This is a genomic window from Nitrospira sp. ND1, assembly GCF_900170025.1.
Taxonomy (GTDB): Bacteria; Nitrospirota; Nitrospiria; order Nitrospirales; family Nitrospiraceae; genus Nitrospira_A.
Genome location: NZ_FWEX01000006.1, coordinates 2,456,525 through 2,480,339 on the forward strand (window position 1 = coordinate 2,456,525; position 23,815 = coordinate 2,480,339).

General features: G+C 60.2%; 23 protein-coding genes. 9 read left to right on the forward strand and 14 right to left on the reverse strand.

The annotated features are described in order from the left end of the window. Positions 1–174: 174 nt before the first annotated feature. Together NSND_RS16475 and NSND_RS16480 are read right to left on the reverse strand one after the other, a co-directional pair. Entirely contained in the window at positions 175–543 is a 369-nt protein-coding gene (locus NSND_RS16475; protein ID WP_080880030.1) for a PilZ domain-containing protein, read from the reverse strand. A gap of 145 nt (positions 544–688) precedes the next feature. Continuing rightward, positions 689–1,678, reverse strand: a complete 990-nt coding sequence (locus tag NSND_RS16480; protein WP_080880031.1) for a tetratricopeptide repeat protein — start codon at positions 1,676–1,678, stop codon at positions 689–691. Between the two features lie 383 nt (positions 1,679–2,061). Between NSND_RS16480 and NSND_RS16485 the strand changes: the two genes are divergently transcribed. Beyond that, positions 2,062–2,661 (forward strand): hypothetical protein, encoded by a 600-nt coding sequence (locus tag NSND_RS16485; protein WP_080880032.1) that lies wholly within the window; start codon positions 2,062–2,064, stop codon positions 2,659–2,661. Positions 2,662–2,671: 10 nt separating this feature from the next. Here the strand turns inward: NSND_RS16485 and NSND_RS16490 are convergent, their stop codons facing one another. Continuing rightward, a complete protein-coding gene (locus tag NSND_RS16490; RefSeq protein ID WP_080880033.1) occupies positions 2,672–3,124 on the reverse strand; it encodes a hypothetical protein in 453 nt (150 codons plus the stop codon). A 304-nt stretch (positions 3,125–3,428) separates the two neighbouring features. Here NSND_RS16490 and NSND_RS16495 point away from each other — a divergent pair, with 304 nt between their 5' ends. Further along, on the forward strand, positions 3,429–6,143 hold the full coding sequence (locus NSND_RS16495; protein ID WP_080880034.1) for a cation-translocating P-type ATPase: 2,715 nt from the start codon (positions 3,429–3,431) through the stop codon (positions 6,141–6,143). Here NSND_RS16495 and NSND_RS16500 read toward each other — a convergent pair. The 4 genes from NSND_RS16500 to NSND_RS22205 all read right to left on the reverse strand — a co-directional run bounded on the left by NSND_RS16500 (position 6,140) and on the right by NSND_RS22205 (position 9,211). Beyond that, entirely contained in the window at positions 6,140–7,015 is an 876-nt protein-coding gene (locus tag NSND_RS16500) for an alkaline phosphatase family protein (RefSeq protein ID WP_080880035.1), read from the reverse strand. The two genes, NSND_RS16495 and NSND_RS16500, sit on opposite strands and share 4 nt — an antisense overlap. 16 nt (positions 7,016–7,031) lie before the next feature. Then, complete coding sequence (locus tag NSND_RS16505) at positions 7,032–8,762, reverse strand: ABC transporter ATP-binding protein (RefSeq protein ID WP_080880036.1); 1,731 nt, start codon at positions 8,760–8,762, stop codon at positions 7,032–7,034. 103 nt (positions 8,763–8,865) lie between these two features. After that, on the reverse strand, positions 8,866–9,084 hold the full coding sequence (locus tag NSND_RS16510) for a DUF6812 domain-containing protein (RefSeq protein ID WP_013250240.1): 219 nt from the start codon (positions 9,082–9,084) through the stop codon (positions 8,866–8,868). A 31-nt stretch (positions 9,085–9,115) separates the two neighbouring features. Further along, positions 9,116–9,211, reverse strand: a complete 96-nt coding sequence (locus NSND_RS22205; RefSeq protein WP_080880037.1) for an AURKAIP1/COX24 domain-containing protein — start codon at positions 9,209–9,211, stop codon at positions 9,116–9,118. 175 nt (positions 9,212–9,386) lie between these two features. Between NSND_RS22205 and NSND_RS16520 the strand changes: the two genes are divergently transcribed. After that, positions 9,387–9,902 (forward strand): nuclear transport factor 2 family protein, encoded by a 516-nt coding sequence (locus NSND_RS16520; RefSeq protein WP_080880038.1) that lies wholly within the window; start codon positions 9,387–9,389, stop codon positions 9,900–9,902. A 2-nt stretch (positions 9,903–9,904) separates the two neighbouring features. Then, entirely contained in the window at positions 9,905–11,581 is a 1,677-nt protein-coding gene (nadB, locus tag NSND_RS16525) for an L-aspartate oxidase (RefSeq protein ID WP_235000284.1), read from the forward strand. On the opposite strand, the gene NSND_RS16530 is transcribed toward nadB, so the two are convergent. From NSND_RS16530 to NSND_RS16540, 3 genes are all read right to left on the reverse strand, one after another. Then, the gene (locus NSND_RS16530) at positions 11,472–12,152 is read right to left on the reverse strand and encodes a lytic transglycosylase domain-containing protein (protein WP_080880039.1); all 681 of its coding nucleotides are present in this window, start codon (positions 12,150–12,152) and stop codon (positions 11,472–11,474) included. The two genes, nadB and NSND_RS16530, sit on opposite strands and share 110 nt — an antisense overlap. Before the next feature lie 151 nt (positions 12,153–12,303). Beyond that, positions 12,304–13,185, reverse strand: coding sequence for an aminotransferase class IV (locus tag NSND_RS16535; RefSeq protein ID WP_080880040.1), 882 nt, complete (start codon positions 13,183–13,185; stop codon positions 12,304–12,306). Next, on the reverse strand, positions 13,185–14,669 hold the full coding sequence (locus NSND_RS16540; RefSeq protein WP_159450842.1) for an anthranilate synthase component I family protein: 1,485 nt from the start codon (positions 14,667–14,669) through the stop codon (positions 13,185–13,187). The genes NSND_RS16535 and NSND_RS16540 overlap by 1 nt, the downstream gene beginning before the upstream one ends. Before the next feature lie 175 nt (positions 14,670–14,844). Here NSND_RS16540 and NSND_RS16545 point away from each other — a divergent pair, with 175 nt between their 5' ends. The 4 genes from NSND_RS16545 to atpF all read left to right on the forward strand — a co-directional run bounded on the left by NSND_RS16545 (position 14,845) and on the right by atpF (position 16,697). Next, on the forward strand, positions 14,845–15,063 hold the full coding sequence (locus NSND_RS16545) for an AtpZ/AtpI family protein (protein ID WP_159450843.1): 219 nt from the start codon (positions 14,845–14,847) through the stop codon (positions 15,061–15,063). A 30-nt stretch (positions 15,064–15,093) separates the two neighbouring features. Then, the gene (locus NSND_RS16550; RefSeq protein WP_080880043.1) at positions 15,094–15,843 is read left to right on the forward strand and encodes a F0F1 ATP synthase subunit A; all 750 of its coding nucleotides are present in this window, start codon (positions 15,094–15,096) and stop codon (positions 15,841–15,843) included. 36 nt (positions 15,844–15,879) lie between these two features. Next, positions 15,880–16,110 carry an ATP synthase F0 subunit C gene (gene atpE / locus NSND_RS16555; RefSeq protein ID WP_013250231.1) on the forward strand — a complete coding sequence of 77 codons (231 nt, stop codon included), beginning with the start codon at positions 15,880–15,882 and terminating at the stop codon, positions 16,108–16,110. A gap of 74 nt (positions 16,111–16,184) precedes the next feature. Further along, a complete protein-coding gene (gene atpF, locus NSND_RS16560) occupies positions 16,185–16,697 on the forward strand; it encodes a F0F1 ATP synthase subunit B (protein WP_080880044.1) in 513 nt (170 codons plus the stop codon). Positions 16,698–16,703: 6 nt separating this feature from the next. Here atpF and larE read toward each other — a convergent pair whose 3' ends face one another. The 4 genes from larE to rlmN are packed head-to-tail and all read right to left on the reverse strand — an operon-like array spanning position 16,704 to position 21,458. Further along, positions 16,704–17,525, reverse strand: coding sequence for an ATP-dependent sacrificial sulfur transferase LarE (gene larE / locus NSND_RS16565; RefSeq protein ID WP_080880045.1), 822 nt, complete (start codon positions 17,523–17,525; stop codon positions 16,704–16,706). Between the two features lie 43 nt (positions 17,526–17,568). Continuing rightward, positions 17,569–18,951, reverse strand: coding sequence for a M16 family metallopeptidase (locus tag NSND_RS16570; protein ID WP_080880046.1), 1,383 nt, complete (start codon positions 18,949–18,951; stop codon positions 17,569–17,571). Positions 18,952–18,963: 12 nt separating this feature from the next. Beyond that, on the reverse strand, positions 18,964–20,319 hold the full coding sequence (locus NSND_RS16575) for a M16 family metallopeptidase (protein WP_080880047.1): 1,356 nt from the start codon (positions 20,317–20,319) through the stop codon (positions 18,964–18,966). A gap of 50 nt (positions 20,320–20,369) precedes the next feature. Then, on the reverse strand, positions 20,370–21,458 hold the full coding sequence (gene rlmN, locus NSND_RS16580; protein WP_080880048.1) for a dual-specificity RNA methyltransferase RlmN: 1,089 nt from the start codon (positions 21,456–21,458) through the stop codon (positions 20,370–20,372). A 111-nt stretch (positions 21,459–21,569) separates the two neighbouring features. Between rlmN and NSND_RS16585 the strand changes: the two genes are divergently transcribed. Then, complete coding sequence (locus tag NSND_RS16585) at positions 21,570–23,807, forward strand: lytic transglycosylase domain-containing protein (RefSeq protein WP_080880049.1); 2,238 nt, start codon at positions 21,570–21,572, stop codon at positions 23,805–23,807. Positions 23,808–23,815 lie beyond the last annotated feature (8 nt).

The following is a 23,815-nucleotide window of genomic DNA, read 5'->3' on the forward strand; positions in this document are numbered from 1 at the left end:
CGCGTCGTGAACCTCAGAGGCTCACCGTACGGCTACGGGACAAGAGCCTGTCTTGGCAGGATCGGGGTGGGTGGGTGAGTGAGAATGAACGATTCGCCTCTTCGCTCGCTACGGCCTTGTTGGACGGCCTTTTTGCGCATCCTGCAAGGATGTGTCCAGTCACGTCACGGGCGGCTATGTCCAGGAGACGGAGGGGAGGGAGATGACTCGTTCGCTCTCTGCGCTTGACTGTGCCTCCAGGAGCAGATCGTACACAATTTTCACACGAGCCCGTATGTCCTGAGAGAGCGACAGGAATTCGACCCCGAATGACTCCTTGCCGGTCCAGGTGACAACGGCGGGTTTGATTTCGATGGGTTCCCGGCGATCGGGCAGTGAGATGCGCAGCGTCAATCGCATTCCGCAATGCACCTTGGCGTCAGGCTGTTCGATCCGGCACCCGCCCGGAGAGAAGTCCCGCACGACGCCCTGGCTGGTCCCGCGAGGCCCCTGAAGCTCAATGGGCCGGTTCATCTCCACTCGTGTGTTCTTCCGTTTCGACATCGATCGCCCTTTCCGCGTTGCGCCTCTGCGTGACAGGATCAAGCCCGTGCTGTTCGGAAACAACCCTGCAACAGGAACGGCGTGTGAGACATGCACCGACCCCGTCTGATGCGGGCTTCAGTCTGTTGGAGCTCCAGACCTCCGTTCAAATAGCGGGCTGCATGAGGGACTCCGCTAAATCCCTAAATGTCGGATCCAGCATGAATCGCCTGAATGAAACATCCTGTCGGGGATCCGGTATGCGGTCATCCGTCTCTCGCTGACGATCGTTGTGGAAGGCCGCGTGGAGGGATTGCATGGCCTTCTCCCGGTCGTTCATCCCCGCATAGGTGCGGGCGAGGTAGTAATGAAACAGTGAGTTGGCAGGATCTCGTGAGAGACCGTAGTCCAACGTAGTCTTGGCGCGTGCCAGGTCACCGGTCATGCCGTAAGCCACCCCCAGGTTATGAACGAGCAGGCGCCAGACGGCCTTGCCGAGGGTCGAGTGTGCTCGTTCCAACGCGATCGCCTGTTCATAGTGCGGGATGGCTTGCCTGAATTGCCCTTGAAGGTAGGGCGCGCTGCCTGCTCGAAAGTGATCGAGGCTGCCGGCCAGGGGTGCGGGGACGATGTCGAGGCTTTGCAGCACCGCTCGCAATCGTGAATCATCTCCGGTCGTGAAACCGGTTTTGGCAACATGAATGTCTGCGTAGACGTTGTCTTTACGGACGCAGGCAAACAGGTGGAGTTGATCTACCGCGGTTCCTTTGGTCTCTGGCAGCAGATACTCGAGGACAGGCACCTGCCTGATTTCGTATCGCGTGATGTCCTGCTGGGGTTGTTCCGGTGATGTCCGCGCGATGCGTTCCAGATGGGCAAGACAGCCTTGTTCCGTAGCCTGACCGGACACCGCTTCTAACGTGACCGAGAGATGCATCGATGCGGCGCTGTTGGTGGCGAAGACATATCGCCGTCCATCCGGTTTGATCCCGTCGATCTGCACACGGTAACCGGTCATGTCGAGGCTCACGGCCCAGGGCTGTTCCACGAGGGCGATGGGTGCGGGCTGCGGTGGCTCCGTTGCCATGGCGGTCCCGAATGCGAACAGGGTCTGGCCGAGCACGCCGATTAGAACTGACTGTGTGAATAATGGCATGGGATCTCCTGGCCCCCTTTCGTTCGGGTGTCGGTCGTGAGGTGACTATAGTCTAACGTTTACGCCCCGCCTGCCAAAGAAAAAGTGCGAAACCAGCGTCACGGCGCCCTGCTGTTCGGCACGTTCGCGGAGAGTTGGTCGGACAGTCTGTGGCGTCCTGCAACAGTGTGGAGGGGAGTCTGAGGTATTTGCCTTCAGCGGGGGACGGCGTAGTGTCGGCTGGTCGGAGGATCTGCCCCACTCATGCATGTCGCGCGGGCGTGATTGGCGAATCGGGCCTGTCCCCCTCAACGGCTGTTGGGTATCGGCTTTGCATTGTGTGAGGCAAGGATGTATCTGTATCGTGGGCCGGTCATGCCGGCCGCAGAACGGAAGGAGCAAGAATGCAGCAGCGAACCACGGGGCTACTGGGGTTTCGGCGACGGTGGCGAGTCGCCTGCTTATTGGCGGCAAGTCTCATGCTGGCGGGGCCGTCGGCGCATGCCACCGTACAGGTGTTGCCTGAGATGACGCTGAAGCGTGAGGGGCGGACCATTACCGGAGCCAAGGCGATTCGCGCCGATCAGACGATGCAGGACATTCTGACGGCCTTCGATCGTGCGGAGCACGCGCTGGAACGGCAGGATCTCAGCGCGCTGATGCAGTTTTATGCGTCCGGCTACAACTACCACGGCTTACATGTGGCGGACGTGGAGCGCATCTGGGGCGAGGTCTTCGAGCACTATCGCGCGTTATCCTCGACGCACCTGTTTTCCGAGATGAAGGTGGTGCAGACCGAAGAAGGGACCCGGGTGGAGTTGACGTGCACCGGCGGTCTTTATGGTACAGAGGCGCAGTCAGGCGCCCGCATCACGCTGGATAGTTGGTTCCAGGAGGTTCACTATCTGGTGCGGGACAAGAACGGATGGCGGTTTCTCGGGAATCGAGGGGATGCGCCGCGTTCGGCGCCCTTCTCCTCGTCCCCGCACCACCCTCTGTTCTGAGCGGGAGTGATTAGGCTGCCGCCGCGGATGCGGCTGTGGCAGCAGTGCCGAGCAGTTTCTTGACGCTGGCATGGGCCAGGACCACGTCAGGTGTCCGTTGCAGTGCTTCATAGTAGCTGCGTTCAAAACCATCGCCCTCCTCGGAGGGACGCAGCATCGTGCGCGCTTCCGACAGGAGGTCCTGTGCCGCTTCCAGGGTCGTGTCGTCTTGATCTTCGAGGACGACATCGATGCGGACGACGAGGTGAGACAAGGGGTGAAGCCAGGCGAACCAGGGGTCGTTCATGACCAGCTGCAACAGTTGTCCCGCCGAGGAGACGCGCCCGTAGATGCGTTCATAGGTGACTTGTTCGGAGACGATGAGGGACTTGTGCAGGCCAAGCAGGCCGTGGCGGAGGTCCTTGAGGCTGCGGCGCAAACTGTCCGGAATCGGATTCGGAGCCGACCAGGAAGAACGTGTCATATACCACCAATCCTAACAGATCCACAGCTTCAAGCGACGGTTGTTCCCACCACAGGAATGACGCCCGATCCAGGGCCGATGCTCCGTCCTTCGTGGATACTCTATCGGCGTGTTTTCGCAAGGATTGAGTCTTCGGTGGGGGGAGGGCCACATTTTTTTGTAAGGTCGCGGCGTAGACGTGAGGATAACCAGGGGTTTCTCCTGGAAGCTGAAGCACTTACCTGAATATCGGTCGCGCTCGGGATGTGTACGTAGGGGATCCGGATCCCACCGCAGAACCGGTAAGGCGGAGAGATCGGAGGCTATGGTCGAGCAGGGACAAAATATCCAAGCCCGGTGGTACGCACAGTCACCCGATGAACTCGCGCGGGCGCTTGATGTGAACCTCGCAGAGGGATTGCGCGAGGATGACGCTGCGCGCCGTCTGTCGATGCACGGCCGTAATGAACTGCCGGAAGCCCCGCCCCCTTCCCCTTGGTCGATCCTTGGGGCGCAGTTCACCAGCCTGATTGTCTGGGTGCTGATCGGCGCTGCGATCGTCTCCGGCCTGCTCGGAGAATGGGTCGATACCGGCGCCATCCTCGCCATTGTCCTGCTGAACGGATTTCTGGGTTTCGTTCAAGAGTATCGAGCCGAACAGTCGCTGGCGGCACTAAAAACCCTGGCGGTGACCTACGCGCGGGTGATTCGCGGCGGCTCGCGGCGTCAGCTGTCTTCCACAGAATTGGTCCCTGGCGACATCATCGACGTAGAGGCGGGGGATCACATCCCGGCGGACGCGCGCCTGATTCACGCCGCAGCGTTGCGCACGCAGGAGGCCGCGCTGACCGGGGAATCCACGCCGGTCGATAAGTCAGGCGGGGTGCTGCCTGACAACGACCTGCCCCTGGCCGATCGGCGAAACATGCTGTTTCTGGGGACCACCGTCACGGGAGGGAAAGGCCGTGCGCTCATCGTCGCAACCGGTCGCGGAACCGAGCTGGGGCGGATCGCCACGTTGATGACGTCGGTGCCTGTCGAGCCGACCCCGCTCCAGCGGCGGTTGGAGCAGTTCGGTCATGTGCTGCTGCTGCTGTCGCTCGGGATCGTCGTCGTTGTGTTCGTGCTGGGCTTGTGGCGAGGCGAGCCGGTCTTCGACATGTTTCTCACGGCCGTGAGTCTGGCGGTTGCGGCCATCCCGGAAGGTCTGCCCGCGATTGTGACGACGACCCTAGCACTTGGAGTCATGCGCATGGTGACGCGTCATGCGTTGATCCGTCGATTGCCGGCCGTGGAGACCCTGGGGGCGGCGACGGTGATCTGTACGGACAAGACCGGGACCCTGACGAAGAACGAAATGACGGTGACGCGCCTGGCCCTCGATGGACAGGTGTATGAGGTGACCGGAGAAGGGTATGGGCCGGAGGGTGACATTATCGGTGGCGATCCGCGCGAGGGAGGCTTGCAGCAGCTTCTGTTGAGCGCCCTGTTGTGCAACGACGCGACGCTCAAGGAAGTCGATGGCAGTTGGAAAGTGGTGGGCGATCCCACGGAAGGGGCGTTACTCGTTGCGGGCGGCAAGGCCGGATGGCGGAAAGAAGACCAGGAGCGGGCGCATCCGGTGGTGGGGGAAATTCCCTTCGATTCCGAACGCAAGATGATGACGGTGGTTCGACGATCGGGCGCAGACATCGTGGCCTATGTGAAGGGAGCTCCGGATATTCTGCTCGGCCGTTGTCGCGACTATCTGTCGGTCGAGGGAGAGGTGCGGCCGCTCACCGATTCGATGAGAGAGTCCATTCTGTCCATCAACCGGCAGTTCGCCGGGCAAGCCCTTCGTGTCGTCGCCCTGGCCCGGCGGCGCCTCGATCAAGAGCCGTCCATTTACGACTCCGAGACCATTGAGCGGCAGTTGGTCTTTCTCGGGTTAGCCGCCATGAAAGATCCCTTGCGTCCCGAAGCCAAGGTGGCCGTCGAGCTCTGCCGGTCGGCGGGTATCGCGACGGTGATGATTACCGGTGATCACAAGGAGACGGCCTTGGCCATTGCGCGTGAGGCGGGGTTCCCGGGCGGCGCGACGCAGGCGCTGTCCGGCCTGGAGTTGAATGGGCTGACCGATGGCGAGTTGTCCGCGCGGGTCCGGGACATTGCGGTGTATGCGCGGGTATCGGCCGAGCACAAACTGCGCATCGTGAGGGCCTGGCGCGCGCAAGGGGCGGTGGTGGCGATGACCGGCGACGGGGTGAACGATGCCCCGGCGGTGCGGGAAGCGGATATCGGGATTGCGATGGGCCTGACCGGCACGGATGTCACGAAAGATGCGTCGGACATGGTCGTCACCGACGACAATTTCGCTTCAATCGCGGCGGCGGTCGAGGAGGGTCGCAGTATCTACGACAATATTCGCAAGGCCGTGCATTATCTCTTGTCGTGCAATTTGAGCGAAGTGCTGGTGATGTTGGGGAGTACGTTGCTGGGCTGGCCCCTGCCGCTGCTTCCGATTCATATTCTGTGGATCAATCTGGTGACCGACGGATTTCCGGCTCTGGCCCTCGCCGTCGATCCGAAAGATCCCGATGTGATGAAACGGCCGCCTCGCGATCCGCAAGCCCGCCTGTTGGATCGAGAGCGATTTCTGGCTGTCTGTCTCCAGGGCACGGTGATGGCCATGGTGACGCTGGCCGTCTTCGGGATCTCTCTCACGATCTGGCACGATGAGGTGCCCTTCGCGCGAACCATGACCTTTACCACGCTGGTGTTGGTACAGCTGCTGCACGCCTTCAGTTGTCGCCATGAACGGTATTCTCTGTTTCAAATCGGGGTGATGACCAATCGGGCGCTTGTGGGGGCCGTGCTGCTCTCTGCCCTGTTACAGGCCTGGATTTTGTTGAGCGCCTGGGGGCAGGAGATTTTCAAAGTCGTTCCGCTTCGAGCCGACGAATGGTGGCTGATGCTGGGACTCGGCGTGCTGCCGTTCGTGGTGATGGAACTGTGGAAGGTGTGGAGGCGAATGCGGGAACCTGTCGCTGAAGCGCGCTAGGGGGTGGGAGCAGGTACGGCCCAAATGGTGGTGAGGGGGCTGGCTTGCCGGCTGAACCCGACCGGCTTCGCGCCGTACATGTCTTCGATCGTGCGCAACAATCCGTAATGATCGACTTGCTCGCCGAACCGTCCCTGCCGCACCATCGGCCCCACCAGAATCGTCGGGATATGGTTGTCTGACTTTCCGTTGTCCTCATCCCAGGTGACGATCAGCAGGCTGTTGTGGGTGTCCGCCCATTGCACATAGGCATCCAGATGCGTCTGAAGCCAGTGGTCCCCGCGCTCGATGCGTTCGGGATCCTTGCCGTTATGCATGTCGTTCAGTTGATTGGGTACGACCATGCTGACGGTGGGTAGGGTATAGAAATCTGTCGGGAAGTCGGTGAACGGACGATTGTCGCCGGACGGCACCGTGTTGATGGGAGACGATTGCCAGTTGACCCATGGGTTATGCTTTCGCGCGTAGGATCCTGCGACGCAATCGGTGGCGCCGACGGCGGGCAGATCTTCGGCATACCCGGCGAAGGTCTGGCCGGCTTGCGTCAGGGTGCTATGAAGATTCGGGGCCGTCAACGCGAGCGGGCAGGTGTTCCCGTTGACCCCTTCGATGGATCCGGCAAACAAGGCAATATAGTTGGGTTGACTGGGATGGGTGATGCCGTAGGAGTTGGTCAGCAGCGCGCCTTTACGGGCCAGGGAGTTGAGGTAAGGAGCTGAAGGCGAGTCGATGATCTGAGCGAACGAATGGTTCTCCTCGATCACGATCACAATATGGTCGGGCTTGGGCAACGACGTCTGGGCGGAAACGGGTTCGATCCCGAAGAGGAGAGCCATCCACAGTGTGAGTATGGCCAGGGCGCGTGTGCACATGTGAAGCCCCTCCGGGTTACACGGGCAGTTCGCTGAGTCGCAGGGTATACAGATAATGATAGAGGCCCCGCTGCTCCAGCAGTGCGGCATGGGTCCCTTCTTCCACGATTTTCCCTTTATTCAGGACCAGGATGCGATCGGCGCGCTGAATGGTGCTGAGCCGATGCGCCACGACGAAGGTGGTGCGGTTGACCATCAGGCGCTCCAGCGCTTCCTGCACCAGCCGTTCGGACTCCGTATCCAGCGCGGAGGTGGCCTCGTCGAGCAGGAGAATTCTGGGATTCTTCAGAATGGCTCGCGCAATGGCGACACGTTGGCGTTGACCGCCTGAGAGATTGATGCCCTTTTCTCCGACGATCGTCTGATAGCCGTCCGGAAATCCCACGATGAACTCATGGGCATGCGCGGCCTTACTGGCGGCAATCATCTCTTCTTCGCTCGCGTCTTCCCGCCCGTAACGAATGTTGTCCCGGATGGGCCCGCCGAACAGGATCGTGTCTTGCGGCACCAGGGCGATCTGGCGGTACAGGCTGTCGAGCCGGACGTCTTTGACATCGTGGCCGTCCACCGTGAGCCGTCCGGCGGTCGGGTCGTAGAATCGGTGCAAGAGGTTCATGATCGTCGTCTTGCCTGACCCGGTGGGTCCGACGATCGCAATCAACTCGCCGGGCTTGGCTTCGAAGGAGAGGTCCGAGAGGATCGGCTGCCGGGGATCGTAGGCAAAGCTGATATGCTCCGCGCGCACATGACCACGGATGGGCGGCAGATCGACGGCGCCCGGGGCATCGGCGATTTCGGCATGGGTGTCGAGAATCTCAAAGACGCGCTGCATGGCCCCTTGGGCTTCCTTGATCTGCGCGAACACTCGGGCTGCCGATCCGAACGGTCCGATCAGAATGCCTGCAAACAGCACGAAGGCAAACAGGTCGCCGGGGGACACCGTTCCGTCGATGACCTGGCGCCCGCCGTACCACAAGACGAGGGCGGCGGCGGCAAAGGTGACGAAGATGATCGTCGGCACGAACCAGGCCATGATGGTTGCACGGCGCAGTGACAGCTCCATCGCGGACTGGACCTGAGCCACGAAGCGTTCTTCTTCCCGTTTCGTTTGGACGAAGGATTTCACGACGCGGATCCCTGCAATGACTTCTTCGACCAGCGTGCTGACGGAGGCGGTTTGGTCCTGGATTTTGGTGGACAGCGCCCGGAGTCGCCGCCCGAACAGTTTGGCCACGACGACCAGCATCGGGAGCAGCACCAGAATGAGCAGGCAGAGTTGCCAGTTCATGGCGAACAGGAAGCCCGCGCCGCCGATGAAGGTGACGATTTGTTTGGCGGCGTCGATGGGCGTATCGGTCACGACGTTTTGGATGACGGTGACATCGTTCATGAGGCGGGACATCAATTCGCCGGTTCGGCGCTTCGAGAAGAAGTTGACCGACAGCGTCTCGAGATGTGCGAAGAGATGGATCCGGAAATCGGCCATCACCCGTTGGGAGACCCAGGCGGTGAGATAACTGTGTCCCATCGAACATAACCCCTGGATCAGGACCAAGCCCAACAAGAGCAGGATCATTTCTGTCATGCGTGCGGCATCGTGCTGGACGGTGATGACGTCCCAAAGGGTGCCGCCTAAGCGAAGGAGGGCAAGGTTGATGGCGGCGACAGCCATAACCATGACGGCCGCCGCCATCATTCGAGGGACGTAGGGCTTGAGGAAGGGGTAGAATCGGTTAAACGAGAACATGGGTGTTAGGACAATCGTTTCAGAGAGGGCAGGCCTGTAGCGTATCACCGTTGGTGGCGGCGATACGCATACGACATGACCTTCGTGGTGAGGTGAGATCGCGCTAGAGCTGAGCGATGGACTCGATCAAGTTCTTATTGATCGCCACAAAGTCCGACCGATCCTTATCGTTGATCAACACGTCAGTCAGGCTGATGAACAGCCGCTGCTCTTCGTTGATCGCGTCGGACACACGATTGCGCATGGGCGGGATGAGGAAATCCCCGACGTACACACAGTTCACCGTTCGAACGCGGATGCGAACTTTTTTGCCTTCGGGCACGGATCCCTCCGTCCATTATGTCGTGATGGGCTCAGCTCTTGCGACGCAAGAATTTCTGACGCCGGCGCAACTTTTTATACTTGTGCTTGCGCATCTTCTTCCGGCGTTTCTTGAGGACACTCGCCATACATTCAATCTCCAACTGCTAGGCGCGGGAGTCTAGTGGGTTTCAGTCCAAAATGCAAGCCAAGATTATGACTTGTTGCATGTCGATAGGCCGCATAATCGTATGCAGGCGGCGATTGAACGTGGGGTGAGCCACTCAGCTTGACCTCTTTCCGCCAAGATTCCTATACTGCGCCATGATTGAATCTTGCCCGCCGATTTCTCTTCGTCTCGGTCGCGTTTTCCTTGCCCTGCTGCTGATCATGACTGTGGGTTGTGCAGGAAAAACCCTTCAGTATAAGGACGATCACGACCGTATTCTCCGTATCGACCAGGCCGTGGAGTTGCTCCGCAAATCCTACGTAGAGCGGGACCGTAGTGCGCTGGAGGCGTTGCTCCTCCCGTCGGGAAATCTGGATCAGGTGCAACGTGAGATTCACGCCGACTTCGATACCTTTCGCGACATTCAGTTGGAGTTTTCCATCGAGCGCATCTTAATCGAAGGGGACAATATCGATGTGTTTGTCCATTGGCAGGGCCAGTGGAAACGGGACCCTGCCGAGGTGGGCACGCGCCAGCGTGGCCACGGGCGGTTGGCCTGGGTCGGCACACAGTCCATTCTGCTTCGGGAAGCTCAGGGCGATCTGCCCTTCGGCATGGGCGCGCGCGCCAGCGTGGGCGAAGACCCGGCACGCGGGCAAGCCAAGCCATAGCCATGTCTGCCAGGTTGTCCTCGTCCAAAATTGAAACAGACTTTCTCGTGGTCGGAAGCGGCGTCGCGGGTTTGCGCGCGGCGATCGAACTCAGCCGGGCCGGGCGCGTGTTGATGTTGACCAAGGGGCATCCTCTGGAAAGTAATTCCATGTATGCCCAGGGCGGCGTCGCGGTGGCGTTGAGCGAGGAAGATGATGTCGGCAGCCATTTGACCGATACGCTGAAGGCCGGCCACGGGTTGTGTCGACGGGAAGCCGTGCGTGTGTTGGTCGAAGAAGGGCCGGAACGGATCCAGGAACTGATCGCCTGGGGCGCGAAGTTCGACAAGATCGGAAAGCGCTTCGCATTCACCCGTGAGGCGGCCCACAGCCGGAGCCGCATTCTGCGCGCGCGAGGCGATGCCACGGGCAACGAGATGGTGCGCGCCCTCATGAGCTATGCCGCGAGGCAGCCGCGCATTCAACGATTGGATCGGCGATTCACGGTCGACCTGGCGGTCGTCGATGGACGCTGTTGCGGCGCCATTGTGCTGAATGAGATGACCGGCGAACGCACGGTGTTACCGGCCAGTGCCGTGGTGTTGTCGACCGGTGGCGCCGGGCAGGTCTATGCGCGGACGACGAATCCGGGCAACGCGACGGGAGACGGCATGGCGATGGCCCTCCGGGCCGGGGCGTTGTTGATGGATATGGAGTTTGTGCAATTTCATCCCACGTCTCTGTATCTGCCGTCGAGCCCGCCGTTTCTCCTGTCGGAGGCCATCCGCGGGGAGGGCGGCCAGCTGCGAAATATCAAAGGCGAGTTGTTCATGCATCGCTACCATCCGGACGGCGCGCTGGCGCCGCGCGATGTGGTGTCGCGGGCGATCTGGTCCGAAATGGCGGCGACTCGCGCGCGCCATGTGTATTTGGATGTGACGCATCTGGGCGCGGCCTTTGTGAAGCGGCGATTCCCCACCATCTATGCGACCTGCCTGCGGTACGACATCGACATGACCGAAGAATGGATCCCTGTCTCGCCCAGCGCGCATTACATGATGGGCGGTGTCTGGACGGATGTGCAGGGAGCGACGACGTTGCCCGGCTTGTGTGCGGCCGGCGAGGTCGCCTGCAGCGGTGTGCATGGCGCGAATCGTCTGGCGAGCAATTCGCTGTTGGAAGGTTTGGTCTTCGGCATGCGGGCTGCGCAATCTGCGGTGGCCCATGCGGGACGATTCCCGGGGCCGGTGCGCATGCCCCACCTGGAAGAACTCGAACAGGGCTGGCCGACGGACTTCGACGATCCGGAGAAGTTGCGAAGCTCACTGCGTCGCTTGATGTGGGGTAAGGTGGGACTCGTGCGCTCAGGCGATTCGTTGATCAGTGCCTCCGCGCAACTGGTGCGCTGGATGCGCCTGTTGACCAAGCCATTTGCCTCGCGAGCGGCCCTGGAGGTCAAGAACATGGTGCAGGTCGCCCGCTGTATCACTGACGCGGCATTATGGCGGGAGAATAGTGTCGGGGCTCACTACCGTTCAGATTTTCCGGAGCCCAATCGGCCTGGATGGCGGCAACACAGCCAGTTGCTGTTTACGGACGGTCAGACGAGCGGGTCGGCAGCGAAGGAGCGAGCGCTCGTGCTTTCGCCCCCAGCGCCTGTGCGCGGTAAGCCCGGGAAGAAGAAAGCCGGTCGTTCGTAAGGAAGGTGCGGTAGTACCGAAGCACTTTTTGGACATACTGCCTGGTTTCCGGGATAGGGGGAAGCCCTTGATAGCGCTCCACGGCATGTTCGCCGGCATTGTACGCCGCTAAGGCCAGCGGAAGATTTCCGTTAAACCGGTCCAGCAACTGTCGCAGATATTTCGTCCCGCCGCCGATATTCTCATCCGGATTGTAGGAATCCCGTACGTCCAAGCGCACGGCCGTTTGCGGCATCAGCTGCATCAGGCCGATTGCCCCGGCGCGTGAGACCGCCTGCGGGTCGAAGTCGGATTCCGTCTTGATCACTGCACGAATCAGCGCCGGATGGAGACGATGGGCTCTGGAATGTCGGGCAATCACCGGCTCCAATTCCCCGTCCGAGATGACCGTGCGCGCGCGCGGGAGTTCAGCAATCACTCGTCTGTATCGAGGATCGTTCGGCACGTTGGTGAGAGAAATGGTGCCGTTGGCATCGATGTACTGATAGACGTCAGCCTGGCTGGGGAGGGCATTCAGGAGCAGTGCCGCGGCAACTGAGAAGAGGGCTGCTGTGCGGCTGAAATGGGCCATCTGGATTGTGGCTCCCGTGTACGAACCGAATCACATTCGGATGTTTCAACCGTAGCATCGGACCCTCGACCTGTCAAAAAACTCCGTCCCTGGCTAGCCCGATTGTTTCCTCGTAACCAATTGATACTATGGATATGTATTGCCATATTCGTTACGAGGGCGGCTCAAGAAACCTCGTCCGGCTGTCGGCGAATCGCGTCTGCAGCCGACGGGTCAGCGAGCCCGGCCGCCCATCGCCGATGGTGAACGAATCGACCCTATTGACCGGCATGATTTCCATGCTGGTATTGGTCAGAAAGCATTCCTCCGCTTGCTGGAGGTCAGCGAGGTGATAGTGACCTTCCCGGACGGGTACCCCTTCTTCTTGCGCGAGGGTCATGACGATGGTTCTCGTGATGCCGTCCAAGATGCCGCAGTCCAGGGCTGGGGTATGGAGGGTTTTGCCGGAGATGAAAAAGAGATTGCTGACGGTGCATTCGGTCAGCTCGTCTTTCCAATTCAAGAACAGGCTGTCGAAGGTGCCGGCCGCAATCGACTCACGCTTGGCGAGAATGTTGTTGAGGAAATTGGTGGATTTAATCTGAGGAGACAGCGCTTCGGGCAGATTCCGCCTGGTGTTGGCGACGGTCAGCGACACACCATCGCGTGAGAGTACGGGAGGAGAGGGGTGGAGCGGCTTTGCCATGATGACCACCGTGGCCCGCGGGCACAGACCGGGATCCAGGCCGATTTCCCCTGCGCCGCGTGAGACGGTGATCCGGAGGTACGCATCCGTCTGTTCGTTGCCGACTCCGTTCCGGCGCATCGCTTCGTGGAGCAACTCCGGCCAGTGCGACTCCGGGATAGGAATGTCCAGGCCGATGGCTTCGGCGGAGCGCCGGAGCCGGGCCAGGTGTTGGTCGCGCATGAAGATGCGGGTTCCATAGGAGCGAAGGGTTTCGTAGACTCCATCACCGTAGAGAAACCCATGGTCGAACACGGAGACGAGGGCTTCTTCTTTGCGTACAAAACGATCATTGAGAAACACCCACATCAGCGGCCAGCCTCCAGTATTTTGAAAAATGCGCCCGCTTTGGCGAGCGTTTCATCATATTCGCGGTCGGGATCCGAGTCGGCCACAATGCCGGCACCGACTTGCAGATACCCTCGGTTCTTGGTCAGCACGAGCGTACGAATGAGAATGTTCAGGTCCAGGTCGCCGTTCCAACTGAAATAACCCAACGCCCCCGTGTAGAGTCCGCGCCGCACCGGCTCCAGTTCTTCGATGATTTCCATGCAACGGAGTTTAGGGACACCGGTGATGGTTCCGCCGGGGAACACGGCTTTCACAAGGTCGAGGGGTGAGACGCCCGGTTGCAGGGTGCCGACCACGTCTGACACCAGGTGGCTGACATGCGAATACTGTTCGATGGTCATGAACTCATCGACCCGCACCGAGCCGTAGCGGCAGACCTTTCCGAGGTCGTTGCGTTCGAGATCCACCAGCATCACATGTTCCGCGCGTTCCTTAGGATTGGCAAGCAACTCCGCGCGCAGAAGCTGGTCCTGTTGCAAACTGGTGCCTCGCGGCCTGGTGCCGGCGATGGGTCTGGTGCTGGCCTGCGAGCCGGTCAGCCGCACGAGCCGCTCAGGGGAGCTGCTGACGAGGCTGAGGTCGGCGAATCGGACGAGCCCCGCGAACGGCGCAGGGTTGATCCGGCGAAGGCGGCGATAGAGCTCGGTTGAGTATCCCTCGAATCCGGTCGGTGAAGCGGCGGCGTGCAGATCGAGGGTGAAGCGGTGCGACAGATTGGCCTGATAGATATCACCGGCGGCGATATAGTCCTGGCAACGCCGCACACGAGTTTTGTAGGCCTTGCGCGATTGGCTGGGCACAAAGGTGGTTTGAGTGGGCCAGGGCGAGGAGGTAAGAGGCGTGACCGGGCTCGTGAGGCGGGCTTCCAGCTCAGCCAGCCGGTCACAGCCTTCGCGATAGAGTTTCTCCCGCGGCTCCGCCTGAAATCGGGACAGAGGGGGGCAATACATCAGGTAGAGCTGTCGCGTATGGTGATCGATCGCGGCCACGACGTCGAAAAAGGCCATGTGCAGTTCAGGGAGATGGAGATCGTCGGCGGCCAGGGTCGGAAGTAATTCGAACGAACGAACGAGGTCGTAGCTGAGGTATCCGACTGCGCCGCCATAAAACGGCGGGAGGCCTTCCGGTTTGGTAATGGTCGATTCGGCGAGCGCTTGTTGGAGGGCCTGAATGCCGGAACCTTGATAGCGCTGGATCTGTCCCCCGGTCTCGATCTGGTATTCCTGCGCGCGGCTTGTCAGGGTGAGATAGGGGTCGCGTCCGAAAAATGAATAGCGCGCGGTGGTGTCGGTGCCGTTGGCGCTTTCCAGGAGAAACGAGGGACGTTCGGCCGGGGCCAGCCGATAGTACAACTCGAACGCGTCGACATCCGGTTGTGGACGCACGACCACCAGCGGTTGCGGCGGTCCGCTCAGGAATGCCTGGTGAGAGGAAAAGCTCATGAACCTGCGTTTCAGAGGGGTGCCATACCCGAGGAAATGACTATACCGCATCGAGCGGCCGGGTCATAGGTGGCCAACTTCTTGACAAGCCCCCAACGAATTTGCTTGAATGGCGCGCCCGCCGATGGGTGCACTCTCTCCGATTGCGCTGAGGAGTGCCGCACGTGAGCATCTGATGCCCCCCTCTCAGGATCCGTTATATGCGGGGCTCGGGCAGGCTGTCCGGATCGGGACGGAACTGCTTGCTGCGTTGATCGTCGGGGGAGGACTGGGTTGGGTCGTCGACACCTATCTGCTCGATTCTAATCCATGGGGATTGGTGGTGGGGTTAGGGTTGGGGGCCGCAGCCGGTGTACGGAGCGCCTATCGGTCTGCGCAACGATGGCAGAGTTAACCAGAATCGTCTGACTGATAAAGGATCATCGTGGAAGAAAGTCCGTTACATGCGTTTGAACTGCACGATCTGATTCCCTTGGTTCCGGCCGGGGTGGATATTTCCATCAACAAGGCCGTGATTCTGATGTGGGTGATCGTCGGCCTGGTGGCGTTCCTGATGATCTCGGCTGCGGCGGCCCGTAAGTTGGTTCCGGGCAAATTGCAGAACATGGCCGAATTAATCGTCGAGTTCATTCGCGGGATTATTTTGGACACCATGGGCGAGCCGGGGATGAAATATTTCCCCCTGATCGCCACGTTGTTCCTCTTTATTCTCTTTGCCAATTTGATCGGGTTGATTCCCGGTTCCTATACCGTCACCAGTCAGATCATTGTGACGGCAGTCTTTGCTGTAGGGGTTTACGGGCTGAGTATTGTGCTCGGCTTTTCCCTTCATGGCATGAAGTTTCTCGGCATTCTCGTGCCGCCCGGGACACCGGGTTGGCTCTTGCCGTTGATGATTCCGATTGAATTGATCAGTCAGTTGGCGCGACCCATTTCCCTGGCCGTCCGTCTGTTCGCGAATATGACTGCCGGCCACGTCATTCTGGGAGTCTTGTTCGGTCTGGCGATCAGCGGTGGGTTGCTGATCGGGTGGCTGCCATTCGCGTTCACCATCGCCATGAACGGACTCGAAGTTGGTATCGCGTTTATTCAAGCCTATATTTTTACCGTGCTGAGCTGTGTGTATCTGGGTGATGCGGTTACCCTGCACGGTCATAGCGAGCACGCACACTAGGTCGAGTTGTTTACATAAGGGAGGAGAGGACAAACAATGGATGCAGCAGCAGCAGCGTTGGTGGGTATGGGATTGGCGGCGGCAGGATTTGCCGGCGCCGGTGTGGGCATCGGGTATATCTTCGGGAAAATGATCGAGGCCGTGGCCCGGCAGCCGGAAGCGGAAGGCCGCGTCGGCAAGTACATGTGGATCGGGTTCGCGTTGGTCGAAGCCATTGCACTGTACGGGCTGGTCATTGCGTTCATCATCATGGGCTTGCGTAAGTAGTCGTTTCGACGGCTGAGCCCTGATGCTGGGGCCTATTCCCGGCTCAGAACCTCAACTCATTTGGGTAATAGACTATGCCTCAATTTGAATCACATTTCTTTTCGTCCTTGATCTTCTGGGAGATTCTCTCCTTTGGGATCCTGTTCTTCCTGCTCTACAAGTATGCATTTCCCAGCCTGTTGGGCATGCTGGAAGAGCGCGAGAAAAAGATTAAGGACAGTCTCGATCAGGCGGAACGCCACCGTTCCGAAGCCGAGCGCAGGCTGAAGGAATACGAAGCCAAGCTGGCGACGGCAGCCAAAGACGCAGAGGCGCTCCTGGCACAGGCCAAAGAACGCGCCCAACGCCTGATGGAAGAGAACGAACAGCGCATGACGGCGGATGCGGAACGCATCAAGGGTGACGCGACTCGCGAAATCGAGACCGAGCGCAGGAAGGCCATCCAGGACATCCGTTCGCAAACGACCGACTTGGCGATGATGGTGGCTGAGAAAGTTGTCGGGCGGGCACTGACGGAAGGCGATCATCGTCGTCTGGCGGACGAAGCCCTCGATGCCCTCGCAAAGAGCTACCAGAGCCGGAATTAGCCTCTCTTACGCCGGGGGGGTCAGACTCACGCCCCCCTGGCGGTATCCTTCCAAATCAACCGTCACGAAGCGATAGCCGAGTTTCTTCAGGGTTTCGGCCAGCCGTTCCCGGCGTCCCGGCTGCAACAACCCCAGCAGTTCTTCTACGGCCAGTTCTATTCTGGCGATCTCCCCATGGTCTCGCACACGATATTGGCGAAAGCCTTCTTGTGCGAGAGCATCTTCCGCACGCTCCACGCGTGAAAGTGTGCTTCTCGTGATCGTGATGCCGCGTGGTATGCGGGAAGAGAGGCAGGCGGCTGCCGGCTTATCCCAATTGGAGAGGTGTAGCTCTCTCGCTACGTCGCGGATGTCGGCCTTCGAGAATCCGGCTTCGAGCAACGGGCTACGGACGCCTCGCTCGCGAGCGGCCTTGAGGCCGGGACGGTCGTCTCCCAGGTCATCCACGTTTGTGCCATCGACAATGTATCCATCCGCATATTCGCTTCGGAGCGTTTCGAGGAGTGAGTACAAGTCAGTCTTGCAGTGGTAACAGCGTGTGGCATCATTGAGGACGAATTCAGGAATTTGGAGTTGATCCGTTTCAACGATGCGATGGCGTGCGCCGATCTCTGCGGCGATTTTCTGCGTCGCGTCCAACTCACTGGCCGGAAGGGTGGGAGAGACAGCCGTAATGCCGACGGCCTGGGCTCCCAGTTCATCATGCGCCAATTTGAGGACGAGGGAACTGTCGATCCCGCCGGAGAAGGCCACGATGACCGAGCCCATCTCTCGAAGGATCTGTCGTGCTTGAGAGACTTTATCGATCAGCGGCGTCGTGGAAACCATGGGATTCTAGGTCTGCGCGGCCAGGTTGCGGGACAGTGGCCGGCTATTGTTTGACTTTGGCCTTCGCGATCGATCCGACGACGACCAAGGCGTAATGTTGGGGGTCGAGATACTGCTTGGCGACGCGTAGGACATCGTCCTTCGTGACCTTTTCGATGGCTTTAGGATACTGCGTGAAGTAGTCCAACCCGAGGTTGTAGAGTTCGACCTGGGCGAGGACGTTTGCCAGTTTGGCGCTGGAATCGACCCGCAGCGGGAAGCTGCCGACGATGAAGGACTTGGCCTCATTGAGTTCCTGATCCGTGACCGGGGCATCGCGCATCCCTTTGATTTCCGTGAGGACGCCCGCGATGGCCTGGTTTGTGACGTCGGTTCGGGTCTGCAGGCTGATAAAAAAGGCTCCCGGCATCAAGCGGGTGTCGAACTGGCTCATGATTCCATAGGCCAGTCCCTGTTTGTCGCGAATGGAATCCATGAGGCGGGAGGAGAACCCACCGGCGCCCAGGATATAGTTCATGACTGTGACGGCATAGTAGTCGGGATTGGTCCGGCTGATGCCCGTGTGCCCAAGGACGATTGTCGACTGCGTCAGATCCTTCTCGATGAGCTGGACCATTTTACGTTCGATCGAAGCCGGCTTCTTGATCTGGTAGGGCGAGGGGGGGCCCTTTTTCCAGGAGCCGAAATGGGTCTGGACCAGAGCGGCGGCCTGATCCTGTGTCAGGTCTCCCACGATGACCAGGATCGTTTGATTCGGCAGGTATTCCCTGGCGTGAAATTGCTGGATGTCCGCGACCGTAATTTTGTTGAGCGTCTCTTCCGTGCCATGGGCCGGCCAGCTATAGGGATGGCCGTGAAAAATCAATTGGTGGAAGGCCTTCATGGCCACATTCCCGGGATCATCGTCATCGCTGACGATTTCGCCGAGGATCTGCGTGCGGACCCGTTCGAATTCCTGTTTGTGGAACGCAGGATGTTGGAGCATGTCGGCCAGAAGCGCAAAGCCGAGGTCTGCATCCTTCTTGAGCACGCGGGTGGAGGCGGTGGTGAAATCCTCTGCCGCATGGGCTTCCAGCGAGCCTCCCACAAAATCGATCTGTTCGGCGATTTGTCGAGATGTCCGGGTCAGGGTGCCTTCATCGAGGAGGCTGGCGGTCAGATTGGCCAGACCTGCTTTGTCGGGTGGATCCTGCGCCGATCCCACCTTGACCAGGGCGTGGATTTCCACGGTCGGAAGAAAATGCTGTTCCAGAAACAGCACGGTCATGCCGTTCGCGGTCACGGAGCGGGTGGGGACGATGTCCGCAGCTTGCGCCAAGGCGAACGGAAGGCTGAGCGCCATACAGAGCAGGCCCGCTAACAGCCGGCCCACAGGCCGGCGGCTTCGGTGTTGGCGTGGCAGAAGGGTCGCTGGTTGTTGCGTCATCGGGATCGCTCGCTAGTGAGGTTGTGCCGGTGACGCGGCCTGGGTTTGCGGAGGTTGAGGAATCAGGGTTCCCGTGGTGCGCATATCGGCGGCCAGGTAGTGCGACGCCGCACGCTGCACGTCCTGCGCGGTGACGGCGCGGGTACGCTCCACAAACTGGCTGACTTTGCGCCATCCGGCCCCGATCGTTTCGGCTTCTCCCAGCAGCATGGCCTGGCGGAAATTCGAATCCTGTTCAAAAATGTGGGCCGCTTCGATCTGATTTTTCGCGCGCTGCAGTTCGAGTTCGCTCGGCGGCTCGGTTTGGATCCGCTGAATCTCTTTGAGCACCGCGTCTTCAACCGCTTCAACCTTCTCGCCTGGTTTCACCACGGCATAAAAGTAGAACAATCCCGGGTCGGCTTGCATCAGGCCATAGTCGGCGCCGACTGCCAGGGCGGTCTTTTGTTCGTACACGAGGCTTTGATAGAGCCGGGCACTCTTGCCGTGAGACAAAATCGATTCAAGTACGTTCAAGGCATAGGAGTCGTCGCTCGAATAGTTGGGTACACGGTAGCCCATCATGACGAACGGCACCTGCGCTTCTCGCTTGAGGAGAAATCGGCGTTCGCCGTGTTGCGGGGCTTCCGTCACGGCCAGGGGTTTGGGGGACGGACCTTTAGGGATCGGTTCGAAGAGCTTGGCAATAGTCGGAAGGAGCGTGTCCGCTTTGATGTCGCCGACCACGATCAGGGTGGCGTTGTTCGGCGAATAGTAGGTGTCGTAGTGACGCTGGAGATCGTCGAGGTTCATCGCGTCGAGGTCCGAGAACCATCCGATGACCGGCCAGTGGTACGGGTGACTCATGAAGGCCTGTGCGAAGAGGGCTTCCACCAGCGCGCCTTGCGGATCATCTTCGTTGCGCAACCGGCGTTCTTCTTTCACCACTTCCCGTTCGGTCTTGAATTCGTTCGCATCGAGAATCAGCCCTTGCATGCGGTCGGCCTCGAGTTCGAGTGCGAGCGTCACGCGATCGGCAGCCAGGTTTTCAAAGTAGGCGGTGAAGTCCTGACTGGTGAAGGCATTGTCCATTCCGCCGTTCTTGCGAACGAGGCGTGAGAAGGTGCCTTTGGGGTACTTAGCCGTGCCCTTGAACATCATATGCTCAAGCATGTGCGACAACCCGGCCCGGCCCATGACCTCGTTTCGTGAGCCCACCTTGTACCAGACTTGCACGGTCGCCACGGGAGCCTTCGGGACTTCCACGAGGATCACTTTCATATCGTTGGACAAGGTGTATTCCTTGGGCTCGACGGCATGGGCCGGGGAGGTCTGGCTCGCGAACAGGATGAAGCTTAGCAATGAACAGGCGAGGATGGAGAACCGCACAGGTGCTGAGTTGGAAGTTGTGCTCTGGTTAGGCATGTACGAAGAACATGCTAACAACGGGTCTGAATCTGTGTCAAGGCAACGTGGGCCTCGGACGTATCGAGGCGTCCGAGTTGGCCGCAAGCACCCAACACATCGCGGCCACGGCTGCGGCGAAGATAGACGTCCACATGGCCTCGTCGAAGGGTGGCCTGAAACGTTTCAATCGCCGCGTCTGAGGGGCGCCGATAGGGATTGCCCGGAAACGGGTTGAAGGCGATCAGGTTGACCTTGCAGCGGAGGCCACGAAGCAGCTTCACTAAGCGGGCGGCATCCTCGGCACGATCATTCACGTCTGCGAGGAGGACGTATTCAAAGGTCAGACGATCACGGTCCGCCAGCGGATAGGCCCGACAGGCCTCGAGCAAGGCGTCGAGCGAATGGAGCCGGTTGGCCGCCGGCATGAGTTGCTGGCGGAGCGCATCGGTGGTCGCATTCAGCGAGATGGCGAGGTTCACCTTGAGGGGGGCTACGTCCTTGATCCGCGAGGCCAGTCCTGCGGTGGAGATCGTGATGCGGCGACCTGAAAACCCCAAGCCCCAGGTGTTGTTGGTGAGGCGGGTGACGGCATCGGCCACGGCATCCAGGTTGGCGAGGGGTTCGCCCATGCCCATGAAGACCAGGTTGGTCAGCCGGTGGCCCTCCTGCAAATGGTCCTGGGCGAGGAGGACCTGATCGAGGATCTCATGCGCGCGCAGGTTGCGTTGGAGTCCCAGCGTACCGGTCAGGCAGAATCCACAATCGAGCGTGCAGCCGACCTGCGTGGACAGGCAGAGGGTGAGCCGGTCCTCGTCGGGAATGAGCACACATTCGACTTGATTGCCGTCGGCCAGCGTGAGCACAAATTTCTTGGTGCCATCCTGCGACGAAAAGATTTGGACCGCCGAAGTCCGTTCGATACTGCAGCTGCCCGTCAGGTACTCCCGGTCCTTCTGCGAGAGATTGCTCATCTCGGCGAACGTGCGGGCACGTTCCTGATAGAGCCAGCGCAGGATTTGCGACGCGCGATAGGCCGGCCATCCGAGTGATGCGACGAATGCGGCCATCCCGCTTTCGGTCACGGCCAGAAGATTGGTGCGATTATCGGTCCGTTGGAGCATACCGGAGCCTAGCACAGGCAAAAAACTTGTGACAAGCAAGGCGAACGTGGTCGCGTTTATACAGCGTTCGGCTATAATAGGGCCGGTTCACCCTCTTCTCAGGATGAGAATGTGACCGCACTTCCTTGGCGGATCAGCTTGTCGGCTCTTGCCGTGTGGTCTGTGTTGTCGAGCCTGTTCTTGACGGCCACAGCCGAGTCACCGCGCCCCCTGCCTGTTGCCCCTGCACCCTGCGTCTCCGCGGAAGATTGTTTCCGTTCCGCCGTGGCGCTCAATGAACGTTCGGGATCGCCCGTTCAACGCGATCAAACGATGATGCTGAAGATCGACCAGCTGCGGTCGGTGATGGAGCTCTATCCTTCCACGATCTGGGCCAAGCGGGCCGGGGTGGTGCTGGGCGTCTTGCGGATCGAGCGGGAGCCGGTCGAGGCGGCGAAACTTCTGCGTGTTGTCCAGCCGGACATGCCGGTGCTCGACGACTATCTCCGCCTCTGGATCGGGGAATCGCTGCTGAAGCAGAACGAACCGATCCAGGCGGCCGAATTGCTGGAGACGATTCCCAAGATCGTGCCGGATTCGAGCCTGATTGCCAAGGCTGCCTACCGAACAGGCGAAGCCTGGTATAGCGCCAATGTGTGCTTCCGGGCGGTGGACTGGCTGGAGCGGGCTGTGGCGCTTGCGGATAAGGACCCGGCGGCTTCGTTGGCCTTGTGGCACCTGGCCGAGTGCTACATTCGGGAGAATCGACTGCCGGAGGCGCGAACCGCGTTGAAGCAACTCTGGCTTCGCTATCCCCACTCGCCTGAAGCGCGGGAGGCGAAAGCCCGGTTGGATACGGCACTGGGCGGAGAATCCTGGACCCCAACGGCCGAAGATCATTCAATTCGCGCACAGGCCTTTCTGGGGCTGGCCATGCAAGCGGAGGCGGTCGAAGAGCTGCGCCGCTTTCTGGTGATGGCTCCCGGGCACCCCCGCCGGTTTGATGCCCGCTTGAAGTTGGGCGTGGCCTACGTCCGGCTCAAGCAATATGACCAGGCCCGTGAGACGTTTCGCGGGTTAGTGGCGGATCGGGTGCAGGAATCATCCGAGGCCACGGTATGGTTGGCGCGGGTCTATCTGCGGCAGAATCAGGGCGACAAGCTTATCGCCTTGGCGCGATCGGTCGCGCAAGGGTCCCTTGGGGGCGACCAGCGGGCGATGGTGCACCTCTTCGCCGGAGTGTGGTTGGAGGATCAGGGGCAATTCGATGAGGCGATCGGCATGTTCCGGCTGGTCGCGAAGCTGGGGGATTCGGCGAGTCAGCGTGCGGAAGGTCTCTGGCGTGCCGGGTGGGCGCAATATCGGACAGCCCGGTATCGGGACGCAGCCGAGACGTTTCGATCCGTTGTGGAGTTGCATGTCAACGGCTTTGAGCCTCAGGCAATGTATTGGGCGGCGAGGGCCGACGAGCGCGAAAAAAATACCACCGTTGCCGATCAATACACACGCCTCTGTCAGCGGCACGCCTACAGTTACTACTGCCAGTTGGCTGCACGGCGAGTTTCGTTGCCGCCGGTCACGCCGGTTGCGACAGACGCGGAGCGTCCGGCAGGCGATGAGGCTTCACGATTGCCGGAGAATCGGCGTCCTGAGATCGAACGGCACGTGGTCTATCAACGTGGAATCGAGCTCAAGATATTGGGGTTCGCCCAGGATGCGGCTCGCGAACTTGGCTCTCTCACAGAGCAGTATAGTCGTGACCCGGAGGTGCTGCTGGCCTTCTCGACGTTGCTCAGTGAAGTGGGGGCGTACCATCCAGCCTTACGCGTGGCAAAAGTTCACTTTAAGGAGAAGCTGGAACGCAGCGGTTTGCCGACCGCGCCAGCCTTGTGGACCGTGGCCTACCCGACCGGCCTGCTCCCGACGATCACCGCGCAGGGTGTCACTGCGGTTGACCCCTACCTGGCTGCCGCGATCATTCGCGAGGAGAGCCAGTACGATGAGAAGGCTGTCTCGATGGTGGGAGCCGTGGGGTTGATGCAGTTGATGCCGGTCACGGCGAATGCCGTGGCACAGCGGTACGGGTTTCCCGCGGTCGGACGGGAAGAACTGTTCGACCAGGAAACCAACATTCGACTGGGGGTGCGGTATCTGGGGCAATTGCTCGAGCAATACAGCGGGAACCTGGCCCATGCCGTCGCGGCCTACAACGCCGGCCCGATTGCCGTGAACAATTGGATCGCAGTGCATCGAGGACGGGAGCAGGACGAGTTCGTGGAACTCATTCCGTATCAGGAAACGCGGTTGTACGTGAAACGGGTCTTGCGCAGCTATGGAGAATATCGCCGTCTCCATAACGGCACGTCGTAGCGGGGCCG